12 protein-coding genes are annotated in these 13966 nt (G+C 54.9%); 5 read left to right on the forward strand and 7 right to left on the reverse strand.

Annotation, left to right across the window (positions count from 1 at the left end):
* Nucleotides 1–94 precede the first annotated feature (94 nt).
* Together SK53_RS03355 and SK53_RS03360 are read right to left on the reverse strand one after the other, a co-directional pair.
* Nucleotides 95–292 (reverse strand): hypothetical protein, encoded by a 198-nt coding sequence (locus SK53_RS03355; protein ID WP_032609507.1) that lies wholly within the window; start codon nucleotides 290–292, stop codon nucleotides 95–97.
* 45 nt (nucleotides 293–337) lie between these two features.
* Nucleotides 338–1318 (reverse strand): VirK/YbjX family protein, encoded by a 981-nt coding sequence (locus SK53_RS03360; RefSeq protein WP_045337549.1) that lies wholly within the window; start codon nucleotides 1316–1318, stop codon nucleotides 338–340.
* Nucleotides 1319–1485: 167 nt separating this feature from the next.
* On the opposite strand from SK53_RS03360, the gene pphA reads away from it, so the two are divergent.
* A complete protein-coding gene (gene pphA, locus SK53_RS03365) occupies nucleotides 1486–2130 on the forward strand; it encodes a protein-serine/threonine phosphatase (RefSeq protein ID WP_045337547.1) in 645 nt (214 codons plus the stop codon).
* 34 nt (nucleotides 2131–2164) lie between these two features.
* On the opposite strand, the gene SK53_RS03370 is transcribed toward pphA, so the two are convergent.
* From SK53_RS03370 to yebS, 4 genes are all read right to left on the reverse strand, one after another.
* The gene (locus SK53_RS03370; protein ID WP_003859885.1) at nucleotides 2165–2404 is read right to left on the reverse strand and encodes a YebV family protein; all 240 of its coding nucleotides are present in this window, start codon (nucleotides 2402–2404) and stop codon (nucleotides 2165–2167) included.
* Between the two features lie 106 nt (nucleotides 2405–2510).
* Complete coding sequence (gene rsmF / locus SK53_RS03375) at nucleotides 2511–3974, reverse strand: 16S rRNA (cytosine(1407)-C(5))-methyltransferase RsmF (protein WP_032609505.1); 1464 nt, start codon at nucleotides 3972–3974, stop codon at nucleotides 2511–2513.
* Nucleotides 3975–4030: 56 nt separating this feature from the next.
* Nucleotides 4031–6664: a PqiB family protein gene (locus tag SK53_RS03380; RefSeq protein WP_003859888.1), complete on the reverse strand. Its 2634-nt coding sequence runs from the start codon at nucleotides 6662–6664 to the stop codon at nucleotides 4031–4033.
* Complete coding sequence (yebS, locus tag SK53_RS03385; protein ID WP_003859890.1) at nucleotides 6633–7916, reverse strand: membrane integrity lipid transport subunit YebS; 1284 nt, start codon at nucleotides 7914–7916, stop codon at nucleotides 6633–6635. Before yebS ends, SK53_RS03380 begins: the two co-directional genes overlap by 32 nt.
* A gap of 132 nt (nucleotides 7917–8048) precedes the next feature.
* Here yebS and SK53_RS03390 point away from each other — a divergent pair, with 132 nt between their 5' ends.
* The 4 genes from SK53_RS03390 to htpX all read left to right on the forward strand — a co-directional run bounded on the left by SK53_RS03390 (nucleotide 8049) and on the right by htpX (nucleotide 12472).
* Nucleotides 8049–8546, forward strand: a complete 498-nt coding sequence (locus tag SK53_RS03390; protein ID WP_006811006.1) for a GAF domain-containing protein — start codon at nucleotides 8049–8051, stop codon at nucleotides 8544–8546.
* A gap of 96 nt (nucleotides 8547–8642) precedes the next feature.
* Nucleotides 8643–9329 (forward strand): RNA chaperone ProQ, encoded by a 687-nt coding sequence (gene proQ, locus SK53_RS03395; RefSeq protein ID WP_003859895.1) that lies wholly within the window; start codon nucleotides 8643–8645, stop codon nucleotides 9327–9329.
* Nucleotides 9330–9348: 19 nt separating this feature from the next.
* Complete coding sequence (gene prc / locus SK53_RS03400) at nucleotides 9349–11397, forward strand: carboxy terminal-processing peptidase (RefSeq protein ID WP_048208511.1); 2049 nt, start codon at nucleotides 9349–9351, stop codon at nucleotides 11395–11397.
* A gap of 193 nt (nucleotides 11398–11590) precedes the next feature.
* Nucleotides 11591–12472 (forward strand): protease HtpX, encoded by an 882-nt coding sequence (htpX, locus tag SK53_RS03405; RefSeq protein WP_003859899.1) that lies wholly within the window; start codon nucleotides 11591–11593, stop codon nucleotides 12470–12472.
* A gap of 51 nt (nucleotides 12473–12523) precedes the next feature.
* Here the strand turns inward: htpX and SK53_RS03410 are convergent, their stop codons facing one another.
* Complete coding sequence (locus tag SK53_RS03410; RefSeq protein ID WP_023314330.1) at nucleotides 12524–13897, reverse strand: MFS transporter; 1374 nt, start codon at nucleotides 13895–13897, stop codon at nucleotides 12524–12526.
* Nucleotides 13898–13966: the final 69 nt, after the last annotated feature.

Genomic DNA, 13966 nt, shown 5'->3' on the forward strand with positions numbered 1-13966 from the left:
GTGCTTGTAAAAGCTCTGCGGTTTTTCACATTTAGTGATGTTCTGACGCTTTTTTTCAGACCACTTTTACTGTGGACTGGAAAACCTGACGTCGTCATCTATTCTTAAAGGGCAAGGCGATTGAGCCTGCATTAATGCCAACTTTTAGCGCACGGCTCTCTCCCAAGAGCCATTTCCCTGGACCGAATACAGGAATCGTATTCGGTCTCTTTTTATCCGCATGAAAATAAACGATAAAATCCGGTTTTCGTCTCAGCAGAAGGTTCACTTCCTGTGCGCCTGCCTCAAACATACCACAACCCGGCAGGCGTAAGTCCAGTCCTTTTTGGCTGTTTTGTTAAATTTTTGTTTGTATTTTGCCTGAGACGACTACGGGATCAATGCGCGCCTGTACGGAAGCCGCAATATCATCAAGTAACGCAAAGCGGCGACGGTATTCGGCGCGTTTTTTGCTGGCAATCTCCTCCAGTGCTTTACGCTCCATCTGGAGCGGCAACTGCCAGCAGAAGGGGGAGAGTTTCTTTCCGTTCAGGCCTTCCCAGAACTCGTCGTAGCTGGCGTGAAAATGACGGCCTTTGCTCAGACGGTAGCGCAGCGCGCGGAAAACATGGCCTTCATCGCTGACGGCAAAAATCGCGCTGATGTTCGAGCGTGAGGCAAGCTGGAAGATCACCTCCATCAGCACGCGTTTCGGGAAAAGACCATGGCAGGCACGGGTAGCCTGCTTAATCACCTCCCGTGAAACATGACGACGTGGACCCTGAAGGCCGCCGATCACCAGCACCGTACGGCCGTTACTGCGTGCGACACAGAACGTCAGGCTGGCAAGCAGCGTATTGTCATTGTCGTGCAGCCAAAGCGTGCTTTCGCCTTCGCGTTCGGCCTTACCTGCGGACGAGGCGTGGACGGTATAGATTTCGCCGTTTTTTGCCTCGAACCGGACAACCGGCACCTCTTGCGGGCTGGTCAGCGCGTGGGCGAGGGCGATGTTTTTCAGACTATCAATCCACTGATAGTGGCTGACGATAGCATCGGCCCGGTCGTTTGAGTTCAGGCCGCGCATCAGATACTGGCGGTGAGTTTTGCTCGGCAAGGTAATTTGAGAGGTGAGCAGCCTGTCGAAATCATCGCGCCCGGACAGGGCCTCCAGCATGCGATGGGTGGAGGACCAGAATAAAAGCGAGCGCAGAAGGAACTTTAACCGGTAATCACGTTTGTGCCAGATTGGGCCGGGAACGCGTTTTCCTCTCACCAGTTCAGAAATAATATTTGTGCGATGCGGATAAAAAACATCGTTTTGCAGGTGTATGTTTGACACGTGAAAATCCCTCTTTTTATTCCGCTCTATTTTAAAGGCCAGGGAATAAGGGATTAATAGCGCAGCGATCTTTATTTCCGGCTGGTTTATGGTTTGTTTGGATTCGCGAAATCCGACGCCAGTTCATGACATTTTCTGTGGCAGCTATACTTCTTACAGGAGGCGTTATGTATCAGAAAATAGAGGGAGAACACTGGCGTCATGTCTGGGTTGTCAGCGATATTCATGGTTGCTATCAGTGGCTTATGGATGAGCTGAAACGACGACATTTTAATCCTGATACGGATCTGCTGATCTCGGTGGGGGATATTATCGACCGCGGGCCTGACAGCGTAAAATGTTTACAGCTGATGCAGGAAAACTGGTTTTATGCGGTACGCGGTAATCACGAGCAAATGGCGTTAGATGCGCTTAAAAATAATGATTTTAGTCTCTGGTCGATAAATGGTGGTAACTGGTTTACCGGGCTTAAGGACGCTCAACAAAAACAGGTGAAGGGTTTACTCAACGCGTGTCGGGACTTACCGCACATTATTGAAATAACCTGCAAAAACGGTCTCAACGTGATTGCTCATGCGGATTATCCCTCCGCCGAATATGGCTGGCATAAGCCGGTGGATGCCCAGCGCGTGCTGTGGGATCGCGACCGGTTAATGGGCTTTATGGTGGGCAAAGGGCAGGGCATTAGCGGCGCGGATCACTTCTGGTTTGGACATACGCCTGTGGACAAACGCTACGATTTTAACAATCTGCACTACATTGATACGGGGGCAGTATTCGGGGGCTTTCTGACGCTGGCGCAGCTTCAGTAATAAATAACCCGCCTTCGGGCGGGTTCTCTTTGGGTCAGGCAAGACGCAAGACCCAGGCATCGGTTTTACTGTCGTAATGCTCACGGTACAGAACGGAATGTTCCCCATCAAGGATTGCCGGGACGCTGGTATCTGCATCCCAGGCGTCCAGCTGCATGCACAAATCCGGATCGGATTTGCAGGGAATACTTAACGTTCGTTCGCCTTGTGATTCGCCGCGCAATTCAGCGTCGTCGATTTCAAAAGCGCCAATGCGTACGCTGGTTTTCGTCATAATGCTCTCCGGTTTGTTGCCCAAAATCTGGTATGACCAGTGCAGTCACCCATTTTTGATCCTAGACAAGGAGAGCGAAATCGCCAGTAAAAAAATGCGCTTTTTTTCAGGCGCTGCGGTTGTTACCGGTAAACAGGCGGCCATCGCGTACCAGTTCGCGCGGATAGCTGTTTTTCAGCCGCGAGCCGACTTTTTTCGCCAGCCCCAGCGGATAGCCCTGATACGTCACGATGACTTCATCCTGTAACGGGCCGTCTTCCGGGTAAACGTCACGACCGCGATACCACTCTTCCGCTTCCTGATGCGTCAGGGCAAAGGTGTTCTCACTGCCGGCCAGCGCAATGACCGCTTCGTGCTGCCAGCGATAGCCTTTGTTGTGGATCTCCGCCAGGCGAATACCGAGGCGGGAGAAACGCACCTTACCAATCAGCGGTTCGATGTTGACCGGGAACAGCCACAGCTCTTTGTCACGCATCCAGAGGCGCAGGCTCTCATCCCAGTGCAGGCCGACTTTGCTCGCAGCCGCTTGCGCCTGTGCCGCCTCACGGCCTTTGACCGGCGCGAACGGGAAGTTGCCGACCTTAAACTTAGGGGCAGGCAAGGGATCGACGGCGCGGGTTTTACGCAGACGGGCAACAAAGAAGCCTTCGCAATCGTAAATCTGCGGGAAGACATGCAGGAAGCCTTCAGGCGTGGCCGCATGGCTGGCCGAGTCGAAGAGGGTGTCCAGCGGCAGAAACTCGACGGCATCCACATAGCGTTGCTTGAGCCACAGGCAGACGTCCTCGTTTTCATCGCGATTCAGCGTGCAGGTAGAGTAAACCAGCGTCCCGCCTGGGCGCAGGGCATGAAACGCGCTGTCGATCAGTTCGCGCTGCGTGGCGGCGATCTGCAGGTTGCTTTCAACGGACCAGTTTTTTAACGCATCAGGATCTTTACGCACCACGCCTTCGCCGGAGCAGGGCGCGTCGAGCAGGATGGCATCAAAGGCTTCCGGCAGGGCAGCGCCAAACACGCGACCGTCGAAGTGCGTTAACGCGACGTTGTGGATCCCGCAGCGGCTGATATTGGCGTGCAGGACTTTGACGCGGCTGGCGGAAAATTCGTTGGCGAGGATCGCGCCGCGGTTGTTCATCCGGGCGGCAATCTGCGTGGTTTTAGAGCCCGGCGCCGCCGCGACATCCATAACCCGCTCAGGCTGGTTCCCGTCGGCAAACAGCGCAGCAACCGGCAGCATGGAGCTGGCTTCCTGAATATAAAACAGCCCGCTCAGGTGCTCGGCGGTGCTGCCGAGCGGCAGGCTCTCCTCGTCATCCCGTTCGATCCAGAAACCCTCTTCACACCACGGCACTGGCGTTAATTGCCAGCCGTAGGGGGAGACGAGATCCAGAAACGCCCCGACGCTGATTTTCAGCGTATTGACGCGAATACTCCGGCGCAAAGGGCGCTGGCATGCGGCGACGAAATCGTCGAAAGAGAGATGAGCTGGAAGCGCCTCGCGCATCTGTGCGAGGAATTGTTCGGGAAGAAATACGGAGTTTTGAGCCACGGGCACACCACAGGGAAACATTCAGGTGCGCAGTGTAACATAAAGGCTCCGGCGCGTTGACACCGGAGCCTGCGAGATTAACGCGGCAGCGCCGTTCCCCATTCGCGCCACTCTTTCGGTTCACTTTCCAGCAGCAGGAAGTGTTTACCTGCCTGCGCCTTAGGCGCCAGAGGCGTGCCAGGCGGCGTCGCGAAGGCAATGCCGCCGCGAATGAACTGGTTAAAGGTCCCCGTTTTGACCACGCCACCGGTCAGGCCGAAGTCCAGCGAGTAGCCTGAAGCGAGCCAGAACACCGAGTTGTTGCGAACCAGATGCTGATAACGCTGGCTGATGCGCAGGCCGACCATCACGCGATCGGACAGATTACCCAGCGTCAGGCTTGTTACTGTCCCCACTTCAATGCCGCGGAACAGGACCGGCGTACCGATGCCCAGCGAACCGGCTTCCGGCACTTCAACCACAATGCTCAGACCGTCCAGATAACGGGAGTCGGTGATGGTTGCCTCCTGCAACTCAAATTCACGACGCGCGTTGCCGCGACCCGGTTCAACGTTTATGTACGGTTGAAGTATGGTGTCGAGATGCTCAACCCCTGCGGCAGAAATTTGCGGCGTAACCACCGAGAAGCGCGAGCCTGCCCGGGCGAACGTCTGCACATATTCCGGATAAAGCACGGCGGTCGCCTGAACTTCGTTGCGCGCGGTGATCAGCGTCAGCTTCTGGACCTGCCCGATATCAATGCCGAGATAGCGGATGGGCATGCCTTCAGCCAGTTTACCGGCATCAAAGGTGTGCAGGGTAATCTGCCCCCCGACCGCACGCGCCGCGGTTTCGGACGGGAAGAGGATCCGCTTGTCACCTTTACGCATGTTGCCGCCCGCGCCGCTCAGGTTATCGAAGCTGATCGCACCGCGCAGGGCACGGGAGAGGGGAGACGCCTGTACGGTCAGCCCGCTGCCGTTGAGCTGCACTTTCGCGCCGCCTTCAGCCCAGAACACGCTGTTTGGCGTGAGCAGCTTGCGGTACTCCGGCTTGATATGCAGTTCGATATCAAACGCGTCCGCACGAGGACGAACGGTGATCACTTCCCCGACTTCAAACTTACGATAAAGCACGACGGAGCCTGCCTGGACGTCCGGCAGCGTTTCAGCGCTTAAGGTCAGCGTGGTGGTCGGCAGGTCGCCAAGGCTGTTTTCAATGGCTTTGTCCAGATTGGCGAACAGCGGATAACTCTCGCGCAGCGCACCTTTGCTGCCCGGCAGAATGCGGATCCCGCCGTTAACCCACTCGCTGGCGCTGGCGCCGAGGAACTCAACGCCGTCCAGACCCACCTTCACGTCGACCCGGCTGTTAACCACAAATTTACTGTCGCCGTGAACCAGATTGCTGTACTGCGGATCGATGGCGGCGGAGAAGGAGACCCCTTTTTCTGTCAGCTTACGTTCGAGGACCTGGCCCACCTGCACACCGTGCAGGATCAGCGGTTGCCCGGCTTCGATACCGTAGCTTTCCGGCGCATTCAGCGTAACCGTCAACACGCCCGGTTTTTGCAGCAGGGCTTTATCCGCCGGGGCGATAACAAAGTTTTTGTTCGGCGCGCCTTCACCGGGGATCAGCTCAAAGGTGCTTCCCGTCAGCAGGGAACTGATGCTGGCGTCGCTGAGGGAGAGCTTCGGATTACGCAGTTCAATGCGCGTTTTTTCCCGCAGGAGATCCACCACGCTCGGATCCACCGTCATTTCGCCGGTAACGGAGCCGCCCGCATTGAGGGTTAATTTTGTCAGTTGCCCGACCTCTAAACCCTGGTACATCAACGGGGTCGAACCGGCTTTCAGGCCTTTGGCATCCGGCAGGGTCAGCTTGACGATGACACCGCGCTGGCTGTGCGCCAGGTCGGCGTACAGGCCAAAGGTATCTTCTGCGGCGGCAGGGCTGGAGTCAGCAGGTGAGTCGAAGGCGATAGCGCCATTCACCAGCGCCGCCAGGCTCTCAAGCTTCACTTTCGCACCGCTTAAGCTCAGGTCGGCATCGACGCCGGAGACGTTCCAGAAGCGGCTGCCTTTTTTCACCAGGTTGGTAAAACGGCGCTCGATGAGTACATCAATGGTCACGCCATCTTTGTTCGGGTTAATGGCGTAGTCGTAAACGCGACCAACCGGAATTTTGCGGAAATAGACCAGAGAACCACTGTTCAGCGAGCCCAAATCCGGCGCGCGGAGGTGGATCATCAGATCGCCGTTATTCAGCCGATATTTCGGCTGGGTATCCAGCGCAACAAAGTGATCCTGTGGCTCGCCTTTGCCGGGCATCATGCCGATATAGTTACCGCCCACAAGCGCATCCAGCCCGGAAACGCCGGCCAGGGAGGCTTTAGGCGTGACCAGCCAGAACTGCGTTTCGGCGCGCAGGGCATCCTGCATATCAGACTTAATGCTCGCCCGGACCTGAATTTTGTTCAGCCCTTTGCCGAGGGAAATATCCTGCACGGTACCCACTTCCACCCCCTGGAAGCGAACGGGGGTACGTCCGGCGACAATGCCGTCCGCAGACTGGAAATCAATCGTGATGGTACTTCCGCGATCTTCATAGCTCGTCCAGATAAGCCAGCCTGCGATCATCAGCGCGATGACAGGTAGCAACCAGAATGGCGAAATGCGGCGTTTTGTTTTAATTCTCGCTTCAGTCGGCGAAGCGGGCGTTTCCTGACTCATGTGCGTCCCAAAGTAAGCGGCTGTCCAGCCATTCCACTGCAAGAATAGTCAATATCACCGCAGAGCCGAAATAAAAAGCTGCGGGTCCCATGGTAAAAGCAAGTAACTGATCGCGATTGATGAGCGACATCATCAGCGAAATCACGAACAGATCCAACATCGACCAGCGACCAATCCAGGTCACGAATCGCAGAAGCAGGATGCGGGTGCGTAGTCCTTGTTCGCATTTAAAGTGAATGCTGATAAGCAGCGTAAACATCACCACAACTTTGGTAAAGGGCACCAGAATACTGGCGATGAAAACAATGGCGGCGACCCCCACGTTACTGTGCGCCAGAGAGATAATTCCTGAAAGGATAGTATCTTCCTGACGGGCGCCGTTCACATAAATTACGGAGATCGGCAGCATGTTGGCCGGGAACAAAAATACCAGGGAGGCGATAAGCGCCGCCCAGCATTTTTGCAGGCTGTTGTTGCGTCGCAATCTTAACGGAATGTGGCAGCGCGGACATCTCCCGCGTTTATCCGGAAAACCGGTGTAATGGCACCCCAGGCAGACGCGCAGGTTGTCATCAGGCCGGGTCGCGGGACGCTGCGGGTAAAATCGCTCCCAAAGCTGTTCAACATTGAGATGAATCAGGGTCAGAATACTCAGCAGGACCAGTGAAATAAACGCAAAAAGGCCAATGCCAGGTTGTAAAAATGCATAATCCTGCACCTTGATAGACGCCACGCCGACGCCCACCAGATAGATGTCCAGCATCACCCACTCCTTGAGCTTTTCCAGCATGAGCAGGACGGGGCGCAGGTTCATCCCCAGTATGTTGCCAAACCACAGGTAGGCAATTGCCGCGACCAGCACCAACGGCGCGCCGACGACGCAGAACAGCACCATGGCGGCCGTAAGCGGATCGCCCTGGCGCGTCATCTGCCAGATCCCCTGCAACACGTTAGCGTCAATACGCACGCCAAGCAGGTAGAGCTTTAACAGCGGCTCGGTCCAGGCGAAGGGCATCAGCAGCAGCATGGTTACCGCCATTGCCGCCAGACGCGTCAATGACCAGTCCCGGCCATCGCGAATTTTGGCATCGCAGCATGGACAAAAAGCACTTTGGTGCGATTTCATCTTCGGCAACATAAAAAGCGTATCGCACTGGGGACAACGCTGATAATGTGCACGGGGCAGAGCCTGGCTTACCGTACGGACAACGATCTTTCGTGTCGGCGTAATTTGGGGTGTTTTTAGGGCCATCAGTCGCACACAGATTAGTATTGTTGAAAGTTATAATAACTCATGAACGGATTCATCTTGAGCATGAGCGCATTTAATGCTTATTTTAATAGGCTATGCGGTAACTATGTAAGATAACTAAGTGATTGAATAATGAACAAAACAGAATTCTACGCGGATCTGAATCGCGATTTTAAGGCATTAATGGCAGGGGAAACCAGTTTCTTAGCCACTCTGGCAAATACCAGTGCGTTACTGTTCGAACGCCTTTCTGATGTGAACTGGGCGGGCTTTTATCTGCTGGAAGGCGACACGCTGGTACTGGGGCCTTTCCAGGGGAAACTCGCCTGCGTGCGTATCCCGGTAGGTCGCGGCGTGTGCGGTACCGCAGTGGCGACCCGTCAGGTTCAGCGTGTCGAAGATGTTCATGCGTTTGACGGCCACATCGCCTGCGATGCCAGCAGCAATTCTGAAATCGTACTGCCGCTGGTGGTTAAAAATCAGATTATTGGCGTTCTGGATATCGACAGCACGGTCTTCAGTCGCTTTACTGCCGAGGATGAGCAGGGGCTGCGCGCGCTGGCCGCAAACCTGGAAAATGTTCTGGCAGAGACCGATTATCATAAATTCTTTGCGAGCGTCGCAGGATAATCAACGGATAACGTAGCATTTACTGATAGCGTCATTATAATGTCGCCTGTTCATGCCTGCGCTTGTTGGCAACGTCCGTTGTAATCAGGAAATTTCATGGAAAATCAACCTAAGTTGAATAGCAGTAAAGAAGTTATCGCATTTCTGGCCGAGCGTTTCCCGCAGTGCTTCAGCGCTGAAGGTGAAGCGCGTCCTCTGAAAGTCGGTATCTTTCAGGATTTGGTCGCGCGCGTTGAGGGGGAGATGAACCTCAGCAAAACGCAGCTTCGTTCTGCCTTGCGCCTTTATACCTCGAGCTGGCGTTACCTGTACGGTATCAAGCCGGGTGCGACCCGTGTCGACCTTGACGGCAACCCGTGCGGTGAGCTGGACGAGCAGCACGTAGAACATGCGCGTAAGCAGCTTGAAGAAGCCAAAGCTCGCGTGCAGGCACAGCGTGCGGAACAGCAGGCGAAAAAACGCGAAGCCGCAGCGGCAAACGGTCAGGAAGACGCCCCTCGTCGCGAGCGTAAACCGCGCCCGGCACCGCGTCGTACTGAAAATAACGATCGCAAACCGCGTGCTGACAAACCAGCAGCTAAAGCCCCACGTGCGCCGCGCGAAGAGCCGCGCCACACCCCGGTTTCTGACATCAATGCGCTGAGCGTAGGTCAGTCTCTGAAGGTGAAAGCGGGTAACAACGCGATGGACGCCACCGTACTGGAAATCACCAAAGATGGCGTTCGTGTACAGCTGACTTCTGGTATGTCAATGATTGTACGCGCAGAACACTTGTTGTTCTGAAACGGAGGCCGAGCCTGGCATGAACACTTTTTTTAAGCTCACCGCGCTGGCTGGCCTGTTTGCTATAACAGGCCACGCTTTCGCTGTGGACGATATTACGCGTGTTGATCAAATTCCGGTTCTCAAGGAAGAGACTCAGCACGCGACGGTGAGTGAGCGCGTGACGTCGCGCTTTACTCGTTCGCACTATCGTCAGTTCGATCTCGATCAGGCCTTCTCGGCCAAAATCTTTGACCGTTATCTGAACTTGCTGGATTACAGCCATAACGTACTGCTGGCCAGCGATGTCGAACAGTTCGCTAAACGCAAATCCGAAGTGGGTGATGAGCTGCGCTCCGGAAAACTCGATCTGTTCTACGATCTGTACAACTTATCGCAAAAGCGCCGTTTTGAGCGTTATCAATACGCGCTGAAAGTGCTGGAACGTCCTATGGACTTCACCGGCAACGACACCTTTAATCTGGACCGCAGCAAAGCGCCATGGCCGAAAGACGAGGCTGAACTGAATGCGCTGTGGGATGGAAAAGTCAAATATGACGAACTGAGCCTCAAGCTCACAGGCAAAGACGAGAAAGAGATCCGTGAGACGTTAAACCGACGCTACAAGTTCGCTATTCGCCGTCTGGCGCAGACCAACAGTGAAGATGTTTTCTCGCTGGCGATGACCGCGTTTGCGCACGAAATTGATCCGCACACTAATTATCTCTCTCCACGTAACACCGAACAGTTCAATACCGAAATGAGCCTGTCTCTGGAAGGTATCGGTGCTGTGCTTCAGATGGACGATGACTACACCGTAATCAACTCCATGGTGGCCGGTGGCCCTGCATCGAAAAGCAAAGCGATCAGCGTAGGCGACCGTATTGTCGGTGTGGGCCAAACCGGAAAGAGCATGGTGGACGTGATTGGCTGGCGTCTTGATGACGTAGTTGCGCTGATCAAAGGGCCGAAGGGCAGCAAAGTTCGCCTGGAGATCCTGCCAGCCGGTAAGGGCACCAAAACCCGTATCGTTACTCTGACCCGTGAGCGTATCCGTCTGGAAGATCGCGCGGTGAAAATGTCGGTGAAAACCGTGGGTAAAGAGAAGGTTGGCGTTCTGGATATCCCTGGTTTCTACGTCGGCCTGACCGATGATGTGAAAGTGCAGCTTCAGAAGCTTGAAAAGCAGAATGTCAGCAGCGTGATCATTGACCTGCGCAGCAACGGCGGCGGGGCATTGACCGAGGCCGTCTCGCTTTCCGGGCTGTTTATCCCGTCTGGCCCGGTGGTACAGGTGCGCGATAACAACGGTAAAGTGCGTGAAGATGCGGATACCGATGGTGTGGTTTACTATAAGGGGCCGCTGGTGGTGCTTGTCGATCGCTTCAGCGCCTCTGCATCGGAAATCTTCGCTGCTGCCATGCAGGATTACGGCCGGGCGTTAATCGTCGGCGAACCGACGTTTGGCAAGGGCACCGTTCAGCAGTACCGCTCTCTGAACCGTATTTACGACCAGATGCTGCGCCCTGAATGGCCGGCGCTGGGCTCAGTACAGTACACCATTCAGAAGTTTTACCGCGTCAACGGCGGCAGCACGCAGCGCAAAGGCGTGACGCCGGATATTATGATGCCGACAGGTACCGAAGAGACGGAAACGGGCGAGAAGTTTGAAGATAACGCGCTGCCGTGGGATAGCATTGATGCCGCGACATTCGTGAAATCGGGTGATATGAAACAGTTCGGACCGGAACTGCTGAAAAATCACAACGATCGCATCGGGAATGATCCGGAATTCCAGTACATCATGAAGGACATCGCGCGTTTCAACGCCCTTAAAGCAAAACGGAACATTGTGTCTCTGAACTACGCTCAGCGTGAGAAAGAGAACAATGAAGATGACGCGACACGTCTGGCGCGTATCAACGATCGCTTCAAACGTGAAGGCAAGCCTCTGCTCAAAAAACTGGACGATCTGCCTAAGGATTACCAGGAGCCCGATCCGTATCTGGACGAGACGGTGCATATCGCGCTTGATCTCGCGAAGCTGGAAAAAGAGAAACCTGCTGTGCAACCTGCTCCGACAAAATAATCCCCCAACAGGCACAAGAAATTGTGCCTGTTTCTTTTTGTTCCTCATCCTTCCGTCAGGCAGATTTCCAATTGTGTAAAGTTGTGTCTTTCTGGTGACTTACGCCGTCTGGATGCTTGAAAATAGCCGTAATACCCATACGATGTGGGTAATCGCATAGTGCGTTTTGTTAAACTGAGGTTAAAAGAATATTATGATGCGAATCGCGCTCTTCCTGCTCACCAACCTGGCGGTGATGGTGGTATTCGGGCTGGTGCTAAGCCTGACGGGAATTCAGTCGAGCAGCGTTCAGGGTCTGTTGATTATGGCGCTGCTGTTTGGTTTCGGTGGCTCTTTCATTTCACTGCTAATGTCGAAGTGGATGGCACTGAAATCCGTGGGCGGTGAAGTTATTGAGCAACCGCGTAACGATATGGAGCAGTGGCTGATGAGCACGGTTGCTCAGCAGTCAAAGCAGGCAGGCATTGCCATGCCGCAGGTAGCCATCTACCACGCGCCGGATATCAACGCGTTTGCTACCGGTGCGCGTCGTGACGCGTCCCTGGTGGCCGTCAGCACCGGTCTGCTGCAAAACATGAGCCGTGACGAAGCGGAAGCGGTTATTGCTCACGAGATCAGCCACATCGCTAATGGCGATATGGTCACCATGACCCTGATCCAGGGCGTGGTGAACACCTTCGTTATCTTTATTTCCCGTATTCTGGCGCAGATTGCTGCCGGGTTTATGGGTGGCAACCGTGATGAGGGTGAAGAGAGCAACGGCAACCCGCTGATCTATTTTGCTGTTTCAATGGTGCTGGAGCTGGTGTTCGGTATCCTGGCAAGCATTATTACCATGTGGTTCTCCCGTCATCGTGAGTTCCATGCGGATGCCGGTTCCGCGAAACTGGTGGGTCGTGAAAAGATGATTGCTGCGCTGCAACGTCTTAAAACCAGCTACGAGCCGCAGGAAGCAAACAGCATGATGGCCTTCTGCATCAACGGCAAGTCAAAGTCGCTGAGCGAGCTGTTTATGTCTCACCCGCCGCTGGATAAACGTATTGAAGCGCTGCGTAGCGGCGAATATCTGAAGTAACGTAATCGGGTTGAAAACAACCGGGCAGGAGTCCTTCTCCGCCCGGTTTTTTTATGCCTGCGCCTTTGGCTGGGTGACACGAAGACCGCTAATGACAGCCGCGAGGGTCGCCAGTGTCCCTGCGGTAATCAGCGCAACGTGTGTCGCATTCTGCCCGGCCAGGTTAAACATCAAGGCTACCAGTGCGGCCCCGGTGCTTTGCCCTAACAGTCTTGCCGTGCCCAGCATCCCGCTGGCGCCACCGCTGCGATGACGTGGGGCAGAGGTGATAATCGTGTGGTTATTAGGGGACTGGAACAGACCAAAACCGGCCCCGCACAGGATCATGCGCCAGATAATATCCAGATCCCCTGGCGAGGCGGGCAGGAGCGCCAGTGCAAACAGTCCCACCGCCATGACAACCAGCCCAATCGCCCCCAGAAGCCCGGCATGAACGCGCTCAATAAGGTAACCGGCCAGCGGGGCCATCACCATGGTTGCCAGAGGCCAGGGCGTGAGCAGCAAGCCTGTTTCCACTTCCGAACGGCCAATCACGCTCTGCAAAAAGAACGGCAGCGCAACCAGCGCCAGCATCTGGGCGCAGAACGAGCAAATGGAGGTACAAATGGATAGCGAAAACAGCGGAATACGCAGCAAATCCACCGGCAGTAACGGCACGGGCAGCGCCAGCTGACGTCGTACGAAGAAAAATCCGATGATAAGCATGGCAACGATTTCTGCGGCAATGAGCGACAGAGACTGCCCCTGCGCAAATCCGCTCAGCGCGGTAATCAGCAGGCCAAAGGTCAGCGCGTTCATCACGGCGCTGGGCAGGTCAAAACGCGGCATGGTGTTTTTCGGACCATTTTCCGGAAGATAGCGCAGGGCGAAGAAGATCGCCACAATACCCAGCGGCACATTAATGGCAAACAGCCACTGCCACGAGGCAACGGACAGAATGGCGGCGGCAATCGTCGGCCCGGCAGCGGACGACACGGCCACAATAAAGGAATTAATGCCCATGCCGCGCCCCAGGTGGCGGTGAGGATAGATAAGCCGTATGAGGGCCGTGTTCACGCTCATTAGCGCCGCGCCGCCAAAGCCCTGCGCGATACGCGCCAGGGTGAGGGTGTGCAGTGAATCGGAAAGGGCACAGAAGAGCGAGGTGAGGGTAAAGACCACCAGCCCGCACTGGTAAACCCGGCGATAGCCAAACATATCGCCCAGGAAAGAGAGTGACAGGAGGGAAATCACAATTGCTATCTGGTACGCGTTCACAATCCAGATGGAGCTTGCGGGAGAAGCATTAAGGTCTTTTGCAATGGTAGGAAGAGCAACGTTGGCAATCGCACCGTCAAGGACAGCCATCGAAATACCGATGACAATAGTGGCAATTGCCCCGTACCTCTGCGGTAAGGGCAGGCCATCAGAAACGTTTTTTTGCATGGGAAAAGAATGACTCAGCGTGAAATTATTTTCAGAGTAACTATTTTAGCATCGTTATTTCGGTTTTAT

The sequence above is a fragment of the Enterobacter sp. MGH119 genome, assembly GCF_001037675.1.
In the GTDB taxonomy this organism is placed as follows: domain Bacteria; phylum Pseudomonadota; class Gammaproteobacteria; order Enterobacterales; family Enterobacteriaceae; genus Enterobacter; species Enterobacter hormaechei_C.

Excerpts from the sequence above, each read along its gene's own strand:
- SK53_RS03355 (WP_032609507.1), bottom strand. The coding sequence starts at position 292 with ATGTTTGAGGCAGGCGCACAGGAAGTGAACCTTCTGCTGAGACGAAAA.
- pphA (WP_045337547.1), top strand. The coding sequence starts at position 1,486 with ATGTATCAGAAAATAGAGGGAGAACACTGGCGTCATGTCTGGGTTGTC.
- SK53_RS03370 (WP_003859885.1), bottom strand. The coding sequence starts at position 2,404 with ATGACGAAAACCAGCGTACGCATTGGCGCTTTTGAAATCGACGACGCT.
- rsmF (WP_032609505.1), bottom strand. The coding sequence starts at position 3,974 with ATGTTTCCCTGTGGTGTGCCCGTGGCTCAAAACTCCGTATTTCTTCCC.
- SK53_RS03380 (WP_003859888.1), bottom strand. The coding sequence starts at position 6,664 with ATGAGTCAGGAAACGCCCGCTTCGCCGACTGAAGCGAGAATTAAAACA.
- yebS (WP_003859890.1), bottom strand. The coding sequence starts at position 7,916 with ATGGCCCTAAAAACACCCCAAATTACGCCGACACGAAAGATCGTTGTC.
- SK53_RS03390 (WP_006811006.1), top strand. The coding sequence starts at position 8,049 with ATGAACAAAACAGAATTCTACGCGGATCTGAATCGCGATTTTAAGGCA.
- proQ (WP_003859895.1), top strand. The coding sequence starts at position 8,643 with ATGGAAAATCAACCTAAGTTGAATAGCAGTAAAGAAGTTATCGCATTT.
- prc (WP_048208511.1), top strand. The coding sequence starts at position 9,349 with ATGAACACTTTTTTTAAGCTCACCGCGCTGGCTGGCCTGTTTGCTATA.
- htpX (WP_003859899.1), top strand. The coding sequence starts at position 11,591 with ATGATGCGAATCGCGCTCTTCCTGCTCACCAACCTGGCGGTGATGGTG.
- SK53_RS03410 (WP_023314330.1), bottom strand. The coding sequence starts at position 13,897 with ATGCAAAAAAACGTTTCTGATGGCCTGCCCTTACCGCAGAGGTACGGG.